This is a genomic window from Paraburkholderia sp. BR14374 (assembly GCF_040948685.1).
GTDB classification, from domain to species: Bacteria; Pseudomonadota; Gammaproteobacteria; order Burkholderiales; family Burkholderiaceae; genus Paraburkholderia; species Paraburkholderia youngii.
The window spans coordinates 72,387-91,551 of sequence record NZ_JBFPKF010000009.1; the positions used below are offsets into that span (position 1 = coordinate 72,387).

The following is a 19,165-nucleotide window of genomic DNA, read 5'->3' on the forward strand; positions in this document are numbered from 1 at the left end:
GTCGGTAAAGGATAGCTGAAAACTTGGTTGAATTCGTTAGTATGATTTTTAGAAAGAGAGGCCGTCGAGGCCTTTCGGTGGGACTGCCCAAGTCGCAATAAATAAATCGCGAAATGCTGATCTCACGACGCTTCGATTTAGTGCTTTTGAAAATAAAAGATCGGCGCGAAGCGCTTCTCCACTCCCCGCATTCACTAATTCAGTGCGCAACTCGAGAGCTGCAAGTCAAAAAAGAGCTTTGCTCGGGCCTTCTGAACGGCGAGTTCCCGGAGGTTCACGGTTATGTGGCCGACCTCACAAAACGCAGCAAGTCGCGGGCCAGACGCTGTCATTTTCCGGAAGGTTCCCTGCTACGCTCACCAGTGAGAGAGCGACCGTTAGCCGTCGCGCGCGACGTCTGCACATTTGCCGCGCGGGTAACAACAGTGAGAGATGGCGACGAATAGTTCTGAAGATCGTTACACGTTGCGGGAGATTACATTCATGTTTGATCAACACGCGCCGGGTCGCGCGGCGTTGCGTGCGCGCGCGCCGGTACGAAGCCCGAGTCGCCGTGCGCTGTTGCGTGGAGTATCGGCGGTGGCGTTAGCCGGCATTCCCTTTCCGCTATATGCGCACCACGCAAGCGTGGGACTCGTCACGCCGCCTATTCGTCTCGACGACTACTGGGTGATCGATCAAAGCGGCCAGAAGCAGCTTCTAACCGACCTGTTGCATCGGAAAGTGACTGCGTTGCAGACGATTTACACAGGATGCAGTTCAGTTTGTCCTTTGCAAGGTGCGCTGTTCAGCACCGTTCAGCAACGGATATCGCAGTTGCAGCATCGCTATCCCGTTCAGTTGGTGTCGATCGGAATCGATCCGCTTTCCGACTCGCCGCCTGCGTTGCACGCATGGCTCAAGCGCTTCCAGGCCGGACCCGAATGGTGGGCGGCCACGCCGACGTTGCAGGACGTCGACCGGCTGCGCACAGCGCTTTCGGGCAGCACCTTGCCACTCGGCAACATTGCCGATCACTCGACCCAAATCTACTGCTTCGACGCTAACGCAATGTTGCGCTGGCGGAGCGATGACCTGCCCCGCGCGGATCAAGTTTGCGAGGTATTGGGCGCATTAGGGCGTGTGTAACCTATTGGACTGAGAACATGTCACGAAAAAAATCGCTTAGGTTCATGTCGCAGTGATTCGACAGGTGCGTGAGAGCATTGCTGCTAATTGCATTCTTGCCGGTGCTTTCAATGTTCCCCGCGACGGCGGACGCGCAGACATCGAGCACGATCACCATTAACGGCACGAGCTTGTGCGCCGATGTGAGCGCCATATCGACAACACCTGGCGCCTCGGTCATCGAGTGGACCTGCAATGGTCAGAATAACGAGCTTTGGACACTGACCCAGAACAACGGGCTTTGTTCGATACCGCCGGCGGGGGCAACCTGACGCTTGCCGGCAACCGGGGCAGCGATACCGATGCAATGAACGGCAACGCCGTTATGTACGATATCGGCAAGATCTTGGCTGCAGGCGGTGCGACGAGCTACGAGTATGCCAACGCGACTGCGAACGCCACGCTAATCGACATCAGTAGCGGCACCGCGGTGACGCAATCGCTTACGCCGATGAATTACCGCCGCGCCTTTCACACCAGCGTGGTCTTGCCGAACGGCCAGGTGGTGGTCTTAGGCGGAGAGGCGTACGCGATAGCGTTTTCGGACGACACTGCCGTGCTGGCGCCAGAGTTGTGGGACCCTACCACGAAGACTTTTTCGGTGCTCCCGCCGCAAGCCGTGCCGCGTAACTATCACAGCATCGGACTGCAGTTGCCGGACGGTCGCGTATTGAGCGGCGGCGGTGGACTGTGCGGAAGTTGCTCAACAAATCATACGAACCTCGAAATACTGACGCCGCCGTACCTGCTGAACGCGGACTGCTCGCCGGCAACCCGACCGACCCTCACGGCCGCGCCGACCACAGCACAGCTCGGGACATCGATCGCCGTGACGGGCAGCAGTGGCATCACGGCCTTTGCGTTGATGCGCTCGTCTTCGTCGACCCACGCGGTCAACAACGAGCAGCGGCGGGTACCCGTGACGTTCACGGCTGCGCTCGCACCCGGTGCCCCGGAAGATCGTCACCGACTAGTTGCGCAGCTACCCGGCGGCAAAGGCCGAGGTGCCACAGCTGGCCAATGTGAAACACGTGTTCGTGAAGGGTTCGGCCCGGGTGAACGACCGGGCGGAAAACAGCCACCAGCCGACGCGCCGGCGTGAGCGCCAGATGCAGGGTTTCCGTGATCCACGACGCACGCAGCGCTTTCTGTCGAGCTTCGGACCGATCCGGCAACACTTCGCCTTACACCGTCACCGCATGGACGCTGCTACTCACCGTGCCCATCTGAAGCAACGTCTCGACGGCTGGTATGGCTGGAGCGCAGCCGAACCTGGTCAAGCACACCCGGTAATCAGAAGGAATCCTACGGACTGCCGATTCCTACGGCCATCTTCCTTCAATTTGACAAAGCCCGCGCGCACGTCTGGGCACTTTGCGCTGGCGACGGCTGGCTGCGCAACGGCGCCAACCTGATTCTCATGGGGCCAACCGAGTACGCGACATAGTGCTCACCTCACCACGTTACTGAAGTTCAAGGGGAATTTGCTGCGGGTCTTCTGGTAGCGGGCGCCGCGACGTCCCGAACGAACCCCTCTGTACCTCAGGGTGCTGCAGATCGGCAACCTTGATGACCCAGGGAGCGCCCTTGCAGGCCTGCGAGGCGTCGAGCGTATCTCCCCGGTCTTCGGCTCGACCCAGTGCAACTGGAACACTCGTTTAGCAACGTCGACGCCGACAGCGGTAAATTCCATTCGTGTTCTCTTGAGCTTGAGTGGTGGTTTCAGAACTGGCACTTTCACACATTTGGTGTCGTCGGCTGCGAAAACCGCCCACCTCGCCGCCTCATCGCCCATATATCCGTCGGCCCTTGCGGGGGGAGGCGTCCTTTCCATTTTGTTACCCGTCAGAATGCTGGCGGGGACGACTTATGACGAGGCGGCTCAGCATGACAACACGACGGGAATTGACTGAGGCAGTCGGTGAGCGGTACCGCCGTTCTGACCGGAACGATAAGCGCGAGATACTGGACGAGTTTGTTCAGGTGACTGGGTATCACCGCAAGCACGCTATCCGTGTGCTGTGTCTGTGTCGCGAGCCTGCGGCTTCGAGGAAGAAGCCCGGCCCCCAGCGACGCTATGACGATGAGGTGCGGGCCGCGCTGATCACGCTGTGGGAGGCTGCCGACAGGATCTGCGGCAAACGGCTCAAGGCGCTCATCGCAACGCTGATCGACGCGATGACAAGGCATGGTCACCTGTCGCTCTCGAAGGAGGTTCGCCAGCGGCTGAACCGGATCAGCGCCGCCACCATTGACCGGCTGCTGCGTGACGTGCGCGAACAGGCTTTTGCGGGTCAACGCCGGCGCGCTGGCGGAATCGGCAATGCGATACGCCGTGCGGTGCCGATCCGGACCTTCTCTGACTGGAATAATCCGCTACCCGGCTATCTTGAGATTGATTTCGTCGAGCATTGCGGTGGCACCAAGATCGACGGCGACTTCGTGCACAGTCTCGTGATGACCGATATCGCGACCGGCTGGACCCAATGCCTGGCAATGCCCTATCGAAGCGGTGCGCTCGTTCTCGAGCATATCGAACGGGTTAGCCGAGTCTTGCCGTTTCCGCTTCGCGGTCTGGATTGCGATAACGATACAGCCTTCATGAACGAGGCCATGTTCGATTTCTGCAAGGCGACTGGTATCGAGCTGACACGCTCACGTGCCTACAAGAAAAATGACCAGGCGTGGGTCGAGCAAAAGAATGGATCAGTCGTGCGCCGCCTCGTCGGGTATGGCAGGTTGCGTGGACTTGCAGCCACGGAAACCCTTGCATCCCTTTACCAGGTGTCGCGTCTGTACATTAACTTCTTCCAGCCTTCATTCAAGCTGAAATCCAAGACACGTCATGGCGCGAGGGTCACGAAGCGATATGAAGCGCCCTTGACGCCACTTGAGCGCGTCCTGCGCTCGGCATCGGTGCCCAAAGCAACCAAACGCAAACTACGTGCTCAGTTTCGGGCACTCGACCCGCTGGACCTCGTGAGCCGAATACGCGAAGCGCAGCAGCATGTCGCGAAATGCAGCGAATTAGGCACTGCGCCGAAGGAGGCAAAAAAACCTGGACGCGTCTCCCTCACGGATTTCCTGGCGAGTCTTGGGACAGCGTGGCCGGACGGCGAGGTAAGACCGACGCATCATCGAAAATCGCGCGTGCCACATGACTGGCGCAGCCGGGAAGATCCGCTCGAGCACACCTGGCCGACAGTACAGCAATGGCTTGAAGGAGAGCCCGGCATCACGGCGAAGAAGCTACATGAGCGTCTAGTCGCCATGGCACCGGCAATGTATTCTGGCGCCCAACTGCGTACTCTGCAGCGCTGCGTAAAGGCATGGAGATCGAATCGCGCGAGGGAACTGGTGATCAGGATACTCGGCGACGCCGACGCGATGAAGGCTGGCGCTGCTACGCAGCACCAGCCTTCATCGCAAAACAACCGGAGAGCGACAGTTGCCCGGGAGTAACATCATCCCGTGAGGCAACACGTCTCTCATCCAGATTGTCGCGCCACACGCGTCACCTGCTGGTCGCAGCAGCCTGGTCATACCGTCACCTCGCCAAGGTGAGCCCCGCCATCCAGCAACGCCACGACGGTTTACCCAAGGCGATCATCGATCGCGCGCGGGACGCACAACTGCGGCTGTGCAAGCGATATCGAAGACTGGTTGCGCGTGGCAAGCATCGCAACGTTGCCGTAATCGCCATCGCCCGGGAGCTGGCCGCATTCGCGCGAATGACCCCACCCGCGCCTGAGCCGCAACCGTACACGCACTGATCGCAGCACATTGCGCATTCAACGGAGGAAGAAGAGTCTGCTGAGGACGGCGCAGCACGGTCCGGAACAATCCGCGAAGATTCTACGAGACACCCCACGGGGCAGACTCTCGATCATAGAGCGCGGCAGGTTCACAAGACGGAACCCTGTAATGTGGTAACCAACCCACGGATATCAGCCGGATCTACCGTCGACACTACAGCTGCGCCGCCCGGAGTAGGTTCACTTGCGCGCGTTGCGAATCGCCTGCTGGCGTCGGAAGGTGCGGCACGCTTCAATTACGAAGACTGCGCTCTAGATACGGATATCACTATTTCATCGCCGAATCTTCAGTTGATAGCGTCGCGCAAACGAGGCCTACTTGAGTCGAAGCCCTGGAGATGGGGCGTCCCACCCGCATAACGCCACAAAAAGTCCAAATGTTTTGCGATCGGACCGGGAGATTAGAGAGAAATTCTGCTTTTTGGCCGAAAAAGACTGTTGCAGTCTTTCCCTGCGCCGATGTTGAAGGTAGGATTTACCCCTAAATCGCGAAGTCAAGGCGAGTAGCTTGCTGAGCGGCGCAAGGTTTTTTGGGACAACACGGAGTTCATTTTGCACTCCGTAATGCAAGCGAAATAACCTTGTACTTCCGCCTAACGTATTGGCGTCGCCTCGGGTCTTTGATATCTACCTACCGTTCGTGCCGGTAAGGCGGACTCCAAAGCGCAGCCCAGAAAGACGACGGCCCCTAGTTGGCGACTCCTTTGGAATAGACGGATCACCGCTGTCTAGACGGTGTTATGCACTTTTGGTAAGGGATGCAAAGTGACCAAGAATAAGCACGGAAAACACGACAAAGTGCAAGCCAGCCAGGGTTTCCGGCAATCGCTCGTAATCCCTGGCCAATCGGCGGAAGCGGTTAAGCCAGCCAAAGCTGCGCTCAACCACCCAGCGACGTGGCAACAGTACAAAGCCCTTTTTCGCCTCGGACAGCTTGATGACCTGAAGCTCAATGCCCTCGTCGAGTGCCGCCTGCGCGGGCGCTTCGCTGGTGTACGCCTGATCCGCGAATGCTACCTTGACAGTCTGACCCGTAACCTGCTGGACCTGCCGCGCCAGTTCTCCAACCTGTGCACGCTCCTGTTCGTTGGCCGGCGTCACATGCACTGCGAGCAGTTGCCACAAGGTATCAACCGCGATGTGCACCTTGCTGCCTTTCTTGCGTTTGTACCCGTCATAGCCTGCACGCGGTCCGCTCGATTGCAGCGTCCGGCCATCAAGGATCACTGCACTGGGCTGACCTCGACGATCCTGCGCCACCCGGATGATCGAGCGCAGGTCATTGACCATGGCTTCAAAACAGTCCGCCTGAATCCAGCGTTGCGTCTGCTGGTAGACCGTCTTCCAAGTCGGAAAGGCATTGGGCAGCAGACGCCACGGCGCACCCGCGCGGACAATCCAGCGCAAAGCGTTGAACATTTCGCGCAATTCGTATCTGCGCTGTGGCGCGTCCTTGCTCATCAAGGGCCAGGTACGGAGCAGCGAAGTACCATTCTTCATCCGACATATCCGTTGGGTAGGGTCTGCATTTTTTCATCCGGCCAGGATACCAGGCCTGGCCGAAAGCTCATAACACCGTCTAGAACCGACTTCCGCTGTATGACGTCGCGATTTCTTCGCAGGTACCCGGTCAACGAGCTTTCTGGATTTCCCGATTATCGAGCGTGTAAGCGCATTTATGTTCGGGTAGGGACGCAGCCAACTTTCGTAAAATAGTTTTCGCGGGGTTGCTCGCCCTATTCTGGTTCCATGGGCTTAGTGATTTCGATCCAGCGGCGGTGAAGTCAAACGTAGTCGGACTTATTTGAATCTACTGTTCTGGCAGGTCCTAATTTGGACTACTAACGGAACTTACATAAAAGGATTATCCATATGCTAAAACGTCGTCAATGCGGGGCCGGGACCGACTCTGGAGCCGCTTCGCAGAAGTATTAGCCAATGCCGCACAAGAGCACCAGCTCTCTTTTCCCTGACCGCAGCGCGCGCCGCGAAGGCTTGTCCCGAGGTCAAGTACTCATCTTGGTGCGAACGTTTTCACTGCGCCGGTTGCCTGCGCTTCTCCCCCTGAAATTTTAGACAATCGCGCCATCGGACCGGTCCGATGCCTCAGGCGAATTTATCTTGCTTGTAATTTGGACTACTAATGGCATTTACATAAAGGATTATTCATATGCTAAAACGTCGCCAATTTCTTACTGGTGCCACAGCAGTTGTTAGTAGCTATATCTTGACGGCATGCGGGGGCGGAACCGACTCTGGAGCCGCTTCGCCAGAAGCATTAGCCAATGCCGCACAGCGACCGTCACCCGATGGCACGACCATTCCGCCCGCCTCGTCGATCATCGACGCCTCCGGCAATACGTGGACGGTAAAGAACGGCGTGATATACAAGGGAAGCGCGAAGGCGGGGTTCTCACAGAACGTCACCCTACTGCTGCTGTACGGCGGCAACATCTACCAATCTGCCTATGGAAGCTGGTGGGTGTGGTCGGGCAGTACGTGGAACACTTCCTCGGACCCCCGCGTCGCATCATCCACGGGACCTGCGATCGGCGTACATTGTGAAGGCGACAACGATGTTTCGCTTTATGCCGCATTCAGTGCATGGCTTGGCAAGCCGGACCTGTATCGGCTGACGTTCACCGCCCGCGATTCATGGTCAGACGTAGCCACACCGTATTTCCTGTCTGCCACACAGACATGGATTGCACAGCCTGGTCGCTATGAAGTTATGTCCGTTCCGCTGCTGCTGGGATCGGATACATTTGCAAGCATCGCAGGGGGGGCACAGGATGCGACATGGCAGGCACTGGCCAACAACATCAAGTCCATTGGGAATCCGGCCCAGGTGATTATCCGGCTTGGCTGGGAACATAACGGCAACTGGTATGCATGGAATTCCCGTAGTGATCCTAATGGCTACGCGGCGGCGTTCGCGCACGTCGCGCAGCTGATGAAGGCCATCGCGCCCGGTCTCCGATTCGACTGGTGTACCGACTTCCAGGCCTACGACACTTTCAACTGGCAGACGGCCTATCCTGGCGACGCCAGTGTGGATATCGTGTCGATGGATGTCTACGACGAGTGGAATCCCAATGGCTGGAGCGACATCACTAGCGGAGCAGCAAATATCACACAGCTTCGCGCCTTTGCTGCTGCCCACGGCAAGAAGGAAGCCTATCCTGAATGGTCCTGTTCAATCGACGCGAGTGGCCATGGTGATAATCCCACCTTCATCACAAACATGTACAACTGGTTGATGGCAGGTGGTAGCAATGTCCTTTACCATTCGTACTGGAACACGAACCTGGGTGGGCCCAATGCTGCTATTCAAGGGCCTCTCTCTGGGAACGTACCGTTGGCGGCAGCACAATATAAAGCCTTGTTCTCTCGCTAGAAGGTGTTAGGCGCCCTTTGTCGGACCAAGTATCCTGTCACGATGAAAAAGCGCAGGCCATACCCAACGGATGTATCGGATGAAGAGTGATACTTCGCTGCTTCGTACCTGACCTTGATGAACTAGGACCGCACCGCAGCGCCGCTACGAACTGCGCGAGATGTTCAACACGCTGCGCTGGATCGTGCGGCGGGTGCACCGTCTGGTAGACCAGTTCCCAAGGTGGAAAGTCATTGGCACATGGTTGACCAGGACCGTCAACGAAGTAGCGCCGTTGACGGTCGGGATAGCCACTCCCCGTCAAATGCGATCGCCGCTGTGGTTGAGGCGAGGATCGTCGGTAGGCGCATGCCGCTCGTGCAGCAGGTCATGCAGTGCGATGCGCGCGCGCAGAGCCTCAATGACTTCAACGACGGCGAGCGCATGTTCGCGCGACAAGTTCTCGGGTATCGGAGGTGTCCGGAAGAAAGATGGTCACTCTCGCCCCACAAGCTGAGGGTTAGCCACTTCTTTAGCGTTGCGAGGTTCATTCGTTTTGCCGAAATATCCGGTACATCTCAGTAATCTCGCGCAGCGAAAGGAAGCCACACCATATGACGTTGGTCGAGAGGGACGATCATGCTTGCGATTCGAGATAGCCGCCGAGGCTGGCACTCCATAACACTACCTGAGCCAGCGAGGGGGCCTTTGTGGGCAGTGTGTGGAGAGCGTCAAGCAGGACGTCCGGTCGTGGGCGTCGCGAACCTCTCCGTCGTGCCGTGCTGGGGGCTTGTCAAATTGAAGGAAGATGACCGTACGAATTGGCAGTCCGGAGGATTCCTTCTGATTACCGGGTGTGCTTGACCAGGTCGGCTGCGCTCCAGCCATACCAGCCGTCGACACGTTGCTTCAGATGGGCACGGTGAGTAGCAGCGTCCATGCGTTGACGGGGTAAGGCGAAGTGTTGCCGGATCGGTCCGAAGCTCGGCAGAAAGCGCTGCGTGCGTCGTGGATCACGGAAACCCTGCATCTGGCGCTCACGCCGGCGCGTCGGCTGGTGGCTGTTTTCCGCCCGGTCGTTCACCCGGGCCGAACCCTTCACGAACACGTGTTTCACATTGGCCAGCTGTGGCACCTCGGCCTTTGCCGCCGGGTAGCTGCGCAACTGGTCGGTGACGATCTTCCGGGGCACCGGGTGGTCCAGTTCGGTCCCATGTTCGTCCACCGCGCGCCACAGCACGTATGGCTCCCCGCGCAGTTTCACGAAGACCTCATCCAAATGCCACGTCGTGCCCGATCGCGGCCGGACTGCTTTGGCCCGGCAGGCGAACGTCGCACCAAACCGGTCGCACCGGTTGCGCACCGACTCATATGTGACCACCACACCACGTTCGGGCAGCAATTCCTCGATGTCGCGCAGGCTCAGATTGAAGCGATGGTACCAGCGTACCGCGCAGCTGATGACCGCGGATGGGAAACGGAAACCGTGATACGGCGAGGTGCTCTTTTTCATTTCGCCATTCTACCCAGCCCGCCTTCAAGTTGACATTGCCCAAGCGCCACAATCAAGCGCTTATCGCCCTTGCCAGACGACGCTGCGACGTGTTGTTCGCAATGCTGCGCGACGGCACCCTCTATCAACCAAAATCCGCCCCTAATGCTTGACGAACGACATAGGTGCACCCCCCCCCCCGCCCAAGCAGCAAAAGGACCGCCGCTCGCGTGCGCGTGTCCCCATGTATGTGATCGATTGACAGCTGCTGCAACGTCATTTCCTCGGCTTCCCTCAGCTCTACCACACATCATCCGCTACCCTAGCATCATTACGGCGGCAGGTTAGCGAAATCCGAAAAGATTTGCCCGGGACACTTAAATTGGAATGTGTCTGGTCAGGTAATAATATTAACTAAGCCTGTCATTTTCCATTGCCGTCAAAAGCTGCCGTGCAATGTGTTATTTCGCACAGAGCGTTCAATTTTAGGATCTTATCGTCATGCCAGGTCGTTCGCATTCCCTCTCGGTGCCATGAAACAATTATCGAAAAGATATTTTATTTAAGGGATCTCGTTACGCGAACTTTCTTTTGCACGGCGAAGCTGTGCTAGCGCTCCGCTTCGACGAGCACGAGCCAGAACTGCTCAATTCGCGCTTGATTCGCGAGGCGAGATTTTTTCAGTAACATTATGTCAGACTTTTCATTGCGTTTTTTCAGGGTCCGGCAGTGATCTTTGGTCGGTTAAAACAAAGCGATTTCCTAGGTGAGAATTCAGTACCGTTTTCGTTGCCGTAAATTGTGAGGAATACTTCGCACCTTGCGTTTTAAGTGGTCTGGATTCACATATGATATGTGCGCTTGCTAACAGAGGCGAATTGGCTTCCGATTGCATGCTCTTGCGCATATGACATCGCCGGCCATTTAAGACCAAGGCGTAAAATCTGAAGTGACTATAAACGGCGATCATTGCTGAAATACACTAACGCGACATGTCATGCGGTATACAAAAAGGAGTCCAAAGTAACTGCAAACGGTGCCACAGATTTTCGGTTAATACGGTGGTCGTTGCTATGTGACGTAAGGGTGCCGGGACCGCGTATTTCCTCTGCAATGTTTGTGCGATCTGGACATATTATAGGATTCTACAGATGAATGCCTTGTTCTTGTCGCATGTGCATGATGCGAAGTCATCGAATGGCGGTATGGTCTACTCGAATCAGATTCTTTCGCAATTGCGGAGAGTATGCGCTCGAGTTGATGTCCTCTACGTGTATGACGATTTGCCGAAGTGGAGAAAACTCAGAATCGCGTTCTCGTTTTTGCGGTCGTTGTTCGGTCCATTGCCGGCGAAGGTTTTATATTTCGATCGACCGAGCGCTCACCGCGCGTTGTCGAGGCTAACGGCAAGCGTAACACCGGACATAGTCGTTTTCGATCATTTGGAAACAGTCGTGTATCTTCGCAACCAGATCGGCGCGAATTCGATTCTGATACAGCATAACGACGAGGCGACGCTTTATGAAGATCGCTTGAAGAAGATTAGCAACCCGATCACCTCAGCCGTTCTGAAGTCCGAGTGCCGCAAATTGCGGCGCTTTCAGGAGCGCGCAAACGCGCTGATCCGCAATCATGTATTTATCTCCCCGGACGAGTTGGCCAAAGACGCGGCCCTTGAGCCGTTTGGCAATCGCTTTTGCATGTTGCCGGCCTTCGATTACATGCCAGCGGAAAGAATAGCGCCGTCGGCAACCGATAAGCCAATTCATCTCGCGTTTCTTGGCAACATGGAGTGGTGGCCGAATCAGGATGCTGTCGAATGGCTACTTTCCAGAATCATTCCACACATCGACGAAAATAAAGTTATTTTCCATTTGATGGGTGCCGGCTCCGAAGCTGATCGTTATCAACGCAAAAACGTCATCGGACATGGATTCGTCGATCAATCTTCCGAGATTTGGAACAAATCCAATGTCTTTCTCTCGCCCATTGTGTCGGGCGCGGGAATGAACGTGAAAGTCGCCGAATCAATTTACAACAGGAGATCGGTAATCAGCACGTCCAAAGGTGTCCGGGGGATACCGTTGGTCAAGGACCCGTCAGTGATCGTCAGCGACTCGGAAAGCGAATGGATTGCGCTTTTGAATGACCGAAACCGTCTGGCACAACTGGACCGGAAGGCAGTGCTTGCCGAAAACTCGGACATATTCGATCGGAACTCTTCATTTGACAAATTCAAATCATTTTTGGAGAAATGTAAATGAGTGTTCCCATTTTGTATATCGCTTCGCGACCGTTTATTCCGGCCGCTGGCGGACGAGAAAACATGATCTTCCAGTCTCTCCAATTCCTCGAGAACCAGCATAAAGTAAGCGTTGTCATTTTCAAAGGGAAGAACGAGTTGGTTGACCTGCAGCGGTATTATGCGCGCTTTCCTAAATTTAGATTTCATCTGCTTGACTTGCCGACGGCCCCCAATTGGATCCTTGAATGGATCATTACCGCACGCCCGCTGCCTTTGCAGGTAGCAATGTATCTGTCTCGCAGTGGGAAGCGACTTATTCGTTCCATCATCGACGATCAGAAATGCAAGCTGGTTATTGCGGACATGCTGCGGACTTCGATGCTATTCCAGACCAAGGACTGCATTTCAGTCGTGGAACTGGACGATCTGCTTTCGGTGCGCTATCTCCACAATATCCGCGCGAGTGTCGGCAATCGTTTGCTCGGTACGTACGAGGACCGCATGCCTGCCTTCGCCGCCAAGATCGCGAACCGGTTCTCTAGAACCGTTTTGAGATATGAGCGGTGGGCTATCAGCCGGATGGAGCGCAACAGCGCGACCAGGCACAACGCCGTGGTGTTCGTGTCGCACGCGGAAGCAGCTCTCTTCAAACAGATGACGGGTGCGGATAACGTCTATGCTGTTCCGCCGACGACCAAAATTCGGAATGCACCGGATCGCCTGCTTCCCAGTCCAACTGACAGGATCAATTTGATGTTCTTCGGGAACATGCATACGACGGCGAACCGACAGTCGCTGCGCTACGTGCTCGAAAGCGTGTTGCCCGCATTGACTCATCTTGGCGTCGACTATCGCTTCCATGCGATCGGTCGTTGCCCGCCGGAGCTCATTGCGCGCTACCAGCGCCCCGACGTTTTTTTCACCGGTTTCCTCGACAATCCGGATGATCTTTTCGACAGCATGCACATCCATATTGCACCGATGTTTGGCGGCACTGGAATAAAGACGAAGATCCTCGAATCGCTCGCCAGAGGCATTCCGACGATCACAACCGCGGATGGCGTGATCGGGATGTCCGTCGAGTCGGGCCGCGAACTGTTCATCTGCGCCGATGCCAACGAGATCGCGCTACGATGCGTGGACCTCGCGCGTGATGCAAATCTGTACAGGCTCCTGAGCAAGGCCTCGGCTAGATTTGCGTCTGAACAGTTCAATTTCGACATCAACCGAAACCGGTATCTGGATATCTTGAGAACTTGCCTGGCTGCACCGGTCGCCAAGACGGCTCCTGTATTAGGAGGCGCACAGTGAATTTTGGCGTTTTGCAGTTGGCCCGCAAGGGCGCAGTACAGTTACTGGCGGCAGGAATGATGGGCGTCTTGACGTTGGCGCAAATCGCTTTTTTGTCGCGCCATTTTGGCTATCGGCAGTTGGGTATCGTCTCCACTCAGCTTCTCGTCGTATCGATTTTCACGACGTTCTGCGACTTCGGATGGGAAGGGTTCATCATCCAGGAGCGCGGAACTCGCCGGCGTGTCGCTCTCATTCTCGGCTCGGCGTTGCCGAGAATGATTGGTTTCGCGGCGGTGGTCGATCTCGTGATCGCGCTGGCCCTTAGAGAACTGGGTGTTGCAGAAACTGCGTGGGTGACCCTGCTATTGGTCGCGCCCGCGCTGCCGTTCGTCGTTCTGGTCGGAGCTCTACAAGGCTTCGCCGTGCGCGCGCTGGATATCGAACGGCTTGCCATTTCGGAAGTCTTTAGCAAGCTGGTCGGCGTCGCCGTGACGGTCGGAACCGCGTGGCATTTCGATTCGCTCAATTGCGTGGTGATAGGGTTCATTTGCACCATTGGAGCGAAATTTGTCTTGATGTCATCGTTTCAGTTGGACACGCTGAAGGTGATGCTCGTGAGCGTGACGCGACGGGCGCGTGCCACGCGGCTTTACTACTATATGGGAACCCAGCTGACGGGGCAGTTGTTTAACATTCTCGGCGGCAAGGCAGACGAATTGATTGTGGCTTCCACGATGTCGCTTGAGATATTCGGCATTTACGCCTCGATCAAACAACTCGTCGTTCAAGGGACGTCGTTCGCTTCGTTGCTCATTCGCCGGTTCACGATGCCATATTTTTCGCGCGACCGCCTGTCCGACCGCCCCCGCGCGGACAAGACAATTTCGGTATTCGTGTGGTCTAACGCCGCCTATATCACCTTCTTCCTCACGCTGGCGATTGGCTCGCGACTTGTCACACAATCTGTTCTCGGCCCGCGTTTCCTGGTGCATGCGGACATGCTGATCCAGTTCGCGGTGCTTTGGTCGTTCCAGACCTTTGCCGGCGCGACGATGTCCGCTTATCAGCAAAGTACCGGCTCGCCGTTCAAGGCACTTGCTTGGATGTCGATTCAGGTCATCGTCCAGCTCGCGGTGATGTGGGCGACGATTTCGCTCGGCCTGGAGAAGATGCTCTCTTGGGCGTCGGTTTCATACGCGGCGATGGCATTGTCCTACCATTTGTGGTTTTTTCGCGAGGAGGCGGGGCTCACGACCGCGCAAGTGTTCCGGCGAATTTTGTCTCCTGTGCTTTTCTATTACGCGCTCGCAGCCGCTATCATATGGGCGTTGCGAAGTCTTTTACTTCCTAACGTCTTTGAAATCGTGGGCGCGGCAATTTTTGTTGGAGCCGTCGCGGTCTTTTCGCTCCGCGAGCGGAATTCTGCTCTGATGATTGTGCACGGCGCATCGGGCAGTGGACTGAGGCAGCGTTGACAAGGGGCAATGCAACAGCGTCGTATAGAACCGAGGTTTTCATATGACCTGCGACGTTGACCATGCGCGCAGATCGGCCCTGCGCGGCGAATGCCTGACGACGAGTCAACGGGCGTCCTCGTGAACCTCGCGACTATCGGTGTCTGCAAATTTTGCGCGTCACGCATTTTATCCGTCTTTAAGGCCTGGAAAGGTGAGCTAACGCACATCATTGATTCCCAGTGCTTGTATTCTTCGAGTGTTGGCTGAGGCGCTGGAAAGATGGTTCAGGGGTGTCAATCGTCATACCTCGACTCCAACGCGGCGCGTTGCACGTTGATTTTATCTTGGCCGAAGCGTTGCAGCGAGGAGACTGCATCGCTTGGGACCGGAGGGTTCGATGTTGCGGCTTTGGGATCATCGGTTTCGCCTCCATCGGGCATCGGTCGAAGTCCGGCTGTATCGTCGGACCACTAGTCATTCAACATGCAAATGAGACCACCAGCTTTATTTGGCGAGAAAAGGCAACCATGAATCCTGCGCAACTTTCTTTTAAGGATGTCCACATCACAAACACTGATATGGACCTCCCCGGCATACTTGTCGTGCTGCGACAAAACCGCTGGCGCATTGCGGCATGTACCGCTGCCTTCGCCCTGCTCGGCGCAGTCTATGCGATGGTTGCACCGCCCGTGTATGAAAGCGACATTATGATTCAGGTCGACACTCGTGCGGACCCGACGTCTGACCGAAGCATGCTGGATGCGGTGTCGAGCATCAACGATAACAAGTCGACGACCGCAGCCGAAAGTCAGATCCTTTCGTCGCGCGCAATCGTCACCCGCGCGGTCGACAAGCAAGCGCTCTTCATCGACGCGAAGCCCCGGCGATTTCCGGTCATCGGCTCGCTGGTCGCACGATACCTCGAAAGCGACATGACGCCGGGCATCTTCGGTGTCGGGGGGTTTGCGTGGGGCAGGGAGTCGCTTTCGATCGACAAGTTCGACGTGCCCGCGAAGCTGGAGGGAAAGCAATTCCGGCTTACTCTGGAGCCCAATCACCGCTTCACGCTGTCCGGACCCGCACTTGATGCGCCCGTCATAGGCGAAATTGGAAAGCTTCAGTCGTTCTCGACAACGCGTGGCCCGATCCAACTCCTGGTGACTGGCGCTAGCGGGCAGCCAGGAGTCACGTTCGACCTGTATCGCAATTCGCGCCTGAAGACGATCGAACGTATCCAGAGCCAGCTCAGCATTCAGGAGAAGGTAAAGGATTCGGGCATTTTGGTTGCGAAACTGCGCGGAAAGGATCCGGTGATCGTCAGCGATACGCTGAAGGAGATTGCCAGGCAGTTCATCTTGCAGAACATGGAGAGGAAGTCGCTAGAAGCGTCAAATTCGCTCGATTTTCTGAAACGGCAACTGCCCGTTTTGAAGACGCAACTGGAGAAGTCACAGCAGGCCGACACGGAGTTGCATCGTAGGGCGGGTGTCGTCGACTTGCCGGAAGAGGCGAAGCAGGCGATCGCGCAAATGAGCGCGGCCAAGGCACAGCTTCTTGCACTGCAACAGCAGCGCCGGGACCTGGCCACACGCTTCGCGCCGAGTTATCTGTCCGTCGTGTCGGTCGACAGGCAAATTAAAGGGCTTGAAGAGCAAATCAGCCTCTATGCGCAGCAAATGGCGCGCTTTCCTGACTTGCAACAGGAGGTTGCTCGCTCGGAAATGCAGGTCAAAGTGGATTCCGCTTTGTACACCGCGCTGCTTAACAATGCGCAGCAGCTGGAACTGGTGAAGGCGGGGAAGGTCGGGACCGTGCGCCTGATCGATACGCCTGCGGTTCCCGAAGATCCTGTGTTTCCGAAAAAGTCGATCGTCGTCGTGCTGTTTTCGCTGTTCGGCTTGCTGAGCGGCCTCGCATATGCGTTCGTACGCAGTACGGTCCTGTGCGGTGTAAAGACCCCCAGCGAAATCGAGCGTGCGCTCGGCATTAACGTCTATGCGACGATTCCTTACAGCAGGCGTCAGCGAGTGATGCTGAAGTCGGAGCGCAAGGAGGGGAACGCGACCTTGCTGGCGGAAGCATCCAAGGCAGATCCGGCAGTTGAAGGCCTTCGCGCGCTTCGCATGACGCTGAATCACGGCAAGGACGGCATTTCCAACAAGATCGTGTTGGTTACCGGGGCGACGCCAGGCGTGGGCAAATCGTTCGTGTCGGCCAACTTCGCTCGTGTGGTGGCCTCCTCGGGCAAGCGCGTGCTGCTGATCGATGCAGATTTGAGAAATGGCCATCTGCGCAGGTACTTCAACGCTGGGCATAAGCAGGGCCTCGTCGATTTTCTCGAAGGGCGCGCAGGCCTTAGCGCGGTCATTCAGCATGACGCGGCGTCGAATCTGGACTTCGTTGCGACCGGACTGCAGCCAGCGGAACCTGGCGAACTTCTGCTTTCGCCGCGCCTGAATCAGATGCTCGATGATTGCGCGCAGGAGTACGATCTCGTCATCGTCGATGCTCCGCCGATTCTAACGGTGTCGGATGCGGCGGTGCTTGCGCAGAACGCAGGGACTGTATTTGTGGTCGCGATGTCGGAAGTCACGAAGCTGGCTGAACTTGAAGAGTGTGCGAAGCGCATGGATCGTAGCGGCGTGCGTATTACCGGCGTGATCCTTAATGGTGCCAAGCTGCATCTCGGCGAGTATGGCTATGCTGGACTGCATGGTATCGCGTGAGGAGCTAACGTCAAGAGTGGTGGTGCGACACGTGTCGCCGTCAGCCGCGCGTTATGCGGCATATAGTAGGCGGTAAAGCTCGTTTTTGCCTTGTCACGCGCGGCGATAGTAAGATTGGTCGCGGTGCCGTGACCTGCTGTACGACCAGCAGTTGCCTATCTGGACATGCGTACCCGGTAACGGGTGCGTGTGAAGCTCTGGAGACAACGTGCCTCTCGGTTGACGGTTCACCCCGGTGACAGGGAAGGGATCGACACTGCCAGCCGCCGTGCGGTGTGAGGTGCAAGGCAAGTTCCGCATGCGCAACATAAGTGAACTGTTGTAACCCTCGTTATGACGATTGGGCCAATGCGGCTGAAAGGCCCAGACCAAAAAGGTATGCAGCCGGTTGTTTCCGTCACTATTGGAAGCACGTCGTCACAAGAGCTGTCGGGGGAAAGGCAGGCGCTAAACGGATAGGCCCGGGAAGATTTGGGTCGGCAAGGACGGGAACGTGGTAAGTCCAATAGTCCGCCCACGCCGAAAGTCAGGCTATGGCAGGTGACCCGCGAGGGAAGCTGTTGGGCACGAGGACGATGCGCCCGTCATCGCCGCAGCACAAGCCGACGGGCAGTGGAAAGCGCAACTCACCCTTCTTCGCTTTGTTGAGTTTGCCGCCCCGGAGGCGGCCGCGCAAGAAGTGCAGTCCGGCCTGTGCCATCGTACCTTTGAGGCCAGGTGTCAGGCCGTCGTTGAAGTCCCCCCGCGTCGTAGCAGCCATCGGCGTCGATCACGAGCGTATGGGTGAGCGCGCACAACTCGAGCGGGCGATGCCAGTCCCAGATTCGAGCGTGCCAGGCGGGAAACCTCCAGTGCGAATACGGCACCCACGTTCCCCATCGAGACGTCCGCTACGAGGGTCTTGAAGTCTTCGCGCCCCGTCAACTGGGCCCCCGATTGACCGAGGTCGCGGTCCAGGACCCGGATCGCCGTCTCCGGCGAACCCAGTGCCAGCGCTTTGTCGCGTAACGCGTATTGACGCTCGGTGCTCTCCTGATGGTGTCGCACCTGGGCCAGCGTCGACTGGCGGATGTATATGTAGGCCGGCTTGCTTTGATGTTGGGGGGTGATCCTGGTGTTCATCGAAGGCCTCTTCGGCCAGCTCCAGCGCAGGCTCGGCAGTGAGCCAAGCCTCGAGCATGTTGGCGACGAGTACGCCGGCCGATTGCGGATCGATGAAGTTGGCGAGCGACAGCGACGACTGGCTCACCGGCGCCTCTAAGAGCGCCTCGCGGCGGCGCAATAGTTCGCGGTTGATCTCGCAGATCTCCTCGATGATCTCGCGAACGCGGTGATAGTTCGCCAGGTGCGCGGCGACGTCGGTGTAATCGGCTTGCGGCACGTAGTCCATTTGCGGACGGCGGCCGGGGAAGCTCACGGACAGGGAGTACTTGGGACCATGGCCGGGGCCGTCTGCGCACCGGCAGCCCGGTTTGCCGCAGCGCTTGTAGCGCTCGATGAGCGAGCCGCGCAAGAGCGTCTCTAACGCTGGCATTTATTTCAGCAATTGTGACCGCGATGAGAACACGCGCGAGGAGCTTATTGATCAATGCGT

The 19,165-nt window shown here is 57.0% G+C and carries 12 protein-coding genes and 6 pseudogenes; 12 read left to right on the forward strand and 6 right to left on the reverse strand.

What is annotated here, in order from left to right:
• The first annotated feature begins 483 nt into the window (after positions 1-483).
• The gene (locus tag AB3X86_RS21720) at positions 484-1,128 is read left to right on the forward strand and encodes an SCO family protein (protein ID WP_368597710.1); all 645 of its coding nucleotides are present in this window, start codon (positions 484-486) and stop codon (positions 1,126-1,128) included.
• Between the two features lies 1 nt (position 1,129).
• Here the strand turns inward: AB3X86_RS21720 and AB3X86_RS21725 are convergent, their stop codons facing one another.
• Positions 1,130-1,348 carry a hypothetical protein gene (locus AB3X86_RS21725; RefSeq protein ID WP_368597718.1) on the reverse strand — a complete coding sequence of 73 codons (219 nt, stop codon included), beginning with the start codon at positions 1,346-1,348 and terminating at the stop codon, positions 1,130-1,132.
• Between AB3X86_RS21725 and AB3X86_RS21730 the strand changes: the two genes are divergently transcribed.
• The 5 genes and pseudogenes from AB3X86_RS21730 to AB3X86_RS21750 form a co-directional block, all read left to right on the forward strand.
• The gene (locus AB3X86_RS21730) at positions 1,311-1,439 is read left to right on the forward strand and encodes an RICIN domain-containing protein (RefSeq protein ID WP_368597711.1); all 129 of its coding nucleotides are present in this window, start codon (positions 1,311-1,313) and stop codon (positions 1,437-1,439) included. The two genes, AB3X86_RS21725 and AB3X86_RS21730, sit on opposite strands and share 38 nt — an antisense overlap.
• Before the next feature lie 179 nt (positions 1,440-1,618).
• Positions 1,619-2,056, forward strand: a pseudogene (locus AB3X86_RS21735) (galactose oxidase); the annotation flags it as partial.
• 43 nt (positions 2,057-2,099) lie between these two features.
• A pseudogene (locus AB3X86_RS21740) lies at positions 2,100-2,396 on the forward strand (DDE-type integrase/transposase/recombinase); the annotation flags it as partial.
• 658 nt (positions 2,397-3,054) lie between these two features.
• Entirely contained in the window at positions 3,055-4,629 is a 1,575-nt protein-coding gene (locus AB3X86_RS21745; RefSeq protein WP_368597588.1) for a transposase family protein, read from the forward strand.
• 38 nt (positions 4,630-4,667) lie between these two features.
• Positions 4,668-4,940 (forward strand): annotated as a pseudogene (locus AB3X86_RS21750) (IS110 family transposase); the annotation flags it as partial.
• 780 nt (positions 4,941-5,720) lie between these two features.
• On the opposite strand, the pseudogene AB3X86_RS21755 reads toward AB3X86_RS21750, so the two are convergent.
• Positions 5,721-6,519: pseudogene (locus AB3X86_RS21755) on the reverse strand (IS5 family transposase).
• Positions 6,520-7,152: 633 nt separating this feature from the next.
• Here AB3X86_RS21755 and AB3X86_RS21760 point away from each other — a divergent pair.
• Together AB3X86_RS21760 and AB3X86_RS21765 are read left to right on the forward strand one after the other, a co-directional pair.
• Complete coding sequence (locus AB3X86_RS21760; protein ID WP_368597589.1) at positions 7,153-8,379, forward strand: glycoside hydrolase family 26 protein; 1,227 nt, start codon at positions 7,153-7,155, stop codon at positions 8,377-8,379.
• Positions 8,380-8,421: 42 nt separating this feature from the next.
• Positions 8,422-8,569 (forward strand): annotated as a pseudogene (locus tag AB3X86_RS21765) (IS5/IS1182 family transposase); the annotation flags it as partial.
• A gap of 110 nt (positions 8,570-8,679) precedes the next feature.
• On the opposite strand, the gene AB3X86_RS21770 reads toward AB3X86_RS21765, so the two are convergent.
• Together AB3X86_RS21770 and AB3X86_RS21775 are read right to left on the reverse strand one after the other, a co-directional pair.
• Positions 8,680-8,817, reverse strand: a complete 138-nt coding sequence (locus tag AB3X86_RS21770; RefSeq protein ID WP_368597719.1) for a hypothetical protein — start codon at positions 8,815-8,817, stop codon at positions 8,680-8,682.
• 388 nt (positions 8,818-9,205) lie between these two features.
• Positions 9,206-9,871 (reverse strand): transposase, encoded by a 666-nt coding sequence (locus AB3X86_RS21775; protein ID WP_368597590.1) that lies wholly within the window; start codon positions 9,869-9,871, stop codon positions 9,206-9,208.
• A 1,130-nt stretch (positions 9,872-11,001) separates the two neighbouring features.
• On the opposite strand from AB3X86_RS21775, the gene AB3X86_RS21780 reads away from it, so the two are divergent.
• The 4 genes from AB3X86_RS21780 (at position 11,002) to AB3X86_RS21795 (ending at position 17,571) form a co-directional block, all read left to right on the forward strand.
• Positions 11,002-12,114 (forward strand): glycosyltransferase, encoded by a 1,113-nt coding sequence (locus AB3X86_RS21780; RefSeq protein WP_368597591.1) that lies wholly within the window; start codon positions 11,002-11,004, stop codon positions 12,112-12,114.
• Positions 12,111-13,406 carry a glycosyltransferase family 4 protein gene (locus AB3X86_RS21785; protein ID WP_368597592.1) on the forward strand — a complete coding sequence of 432 codons (1,296 nt, stop codon included), beginning with the start codon at positions 12,111-12,113 and terminating at the stop codon, positions 13,404-13,406. The genes AB3X86_RS21780 and AB3X86_RS21785 overlap by 4 nt, the downstream gene beginning before the upstream one ends.
• Positions 13,403-14,863 (forward strand): oligosaccharide flippase family protein, encoded by a 1,461-nt coding sequence (locus AB3X86_RS21790; RefSeq protein ID WP_368597593.1) that lies wholly within the window; start codon positions 13,403-13,405, stop codon positions 14,861-14,863. Before AB3X86_RS21785 ends, AB3X86_RS21790 begins: the two co-directional genes overlap by 4 nt.
• 509 nt (positions 14,864-15,372) lie before the next feature.
• Positions 15,373-17,571: a polysaccharide biosynthesis tyrosine autokinase gene (locus AB3X86_RS21795; RefSeq protein WP_368597594.1), complete on the forward strand. Its 2,199-nt coding sequence runs from the start codon at positions 15,373-15,375 to the stop codon at positions 17,569-17,571.
• Positions 17,572-18,291: 720 nt separating this feature from the next.
• On the opposite strand, the gene AB3X86_RS21800 is transcribed toward AB3X86_RS21795, so the two are convergent.
• Both AB3X86_RS21800 and AB3X86_RS21805 read right to left on the reverse strand, forming a co-directional pair.
• The gene (locus tag AB3X86_RS21800) at positions 18,292-18,693 is read right to left on the reverse strand and encodes a recombinase family protein (RefSeq protein ID WP_368597595.1); all 402 of its coding nucleotides are present in this window, start codon (positions 18,691-18,693) and stop codon (positions 18,292-18,294) included.
• A 163-nt stretch (positions 18,694-18,856) separates the two neighbouring features.
• A pseudogene (locus AB3X86_RS21805) lies at positions 18,857-19,105 on the reverse strand (DUF6788 family protein); the annotation flags it as partial.
• Between the last annotated feature and the right edge of the window lie 60 nt (positions 19,106-19,165).

Excerpts from the sequence above, each read along its gene's own strand:
- AB3X86_RS21800 (WP_368597595.1), bottom strand. The coding sequence starts at position 18,693 with ATGAACACCAGGATCACCCCCCAACATCAAAGCAAGCCGGCCTACATA.
- AB3X86_RS21795 (WP_368597594.1), top strand. The coding sequence starts at position 15,373 with ATGAATCCTGCGCAACTTTCTTTTAAGGATGTCCACATCACAAACACT.
- AB3X86_RS21780 (WP_368597591.1), top strand. The coding sequence starts at position 11,002 with ATGAATGCCTTGTTCTTGTCGCATGTGCATGATGCGAAGTCATCGAAT.
- AB3X86_RS21720 (WP_368597710.1), top strand. The coding sequence starts at position 484 with ATGTTTGATCAACACGCGCCGGGTCGCGCGGCGTTGCGTGCGCGCGCG.
- AB3X86_RS21760 (WP_368597589.1), top strand. The coding sequence starts at position 7,153 with ATGCTAAAACGTCGCCAATTTCTTACTGGTGCCACAGCAGTTGTTAGT.
- AB3X86_RS21745 (WP_368597588.1), top strand. The coding sequence starts at position 3,055 with ATGACAACACGACGGGAATTGACTGAGGCAGTCGGTGAGCGGTACCGC.
- AB3X86_RS21785 (WP_368597592.1), top strand. The coding sequence starts at position 12,111 with ATGAGTGTTCCCATTTTGTATATCGCTTCGCGACCGTTTATTCCGGCC.
- AB3X86_RS21725 (WP_368597718.1), bottom strand. The coding sequence starts at position 1,348 with ATGACCGAGGCGCCAGGTGTTGTCGATATGGCGCTCACATCGGCGCAC.
- AB3X86_RS21775 (WP_368597590.1), bottom strand. The coding sequence starts at position 9,871 with ATGAAAAAGAGCACCTCGCCGTATCACGGTTTCCGTTTCCCATCCGCG.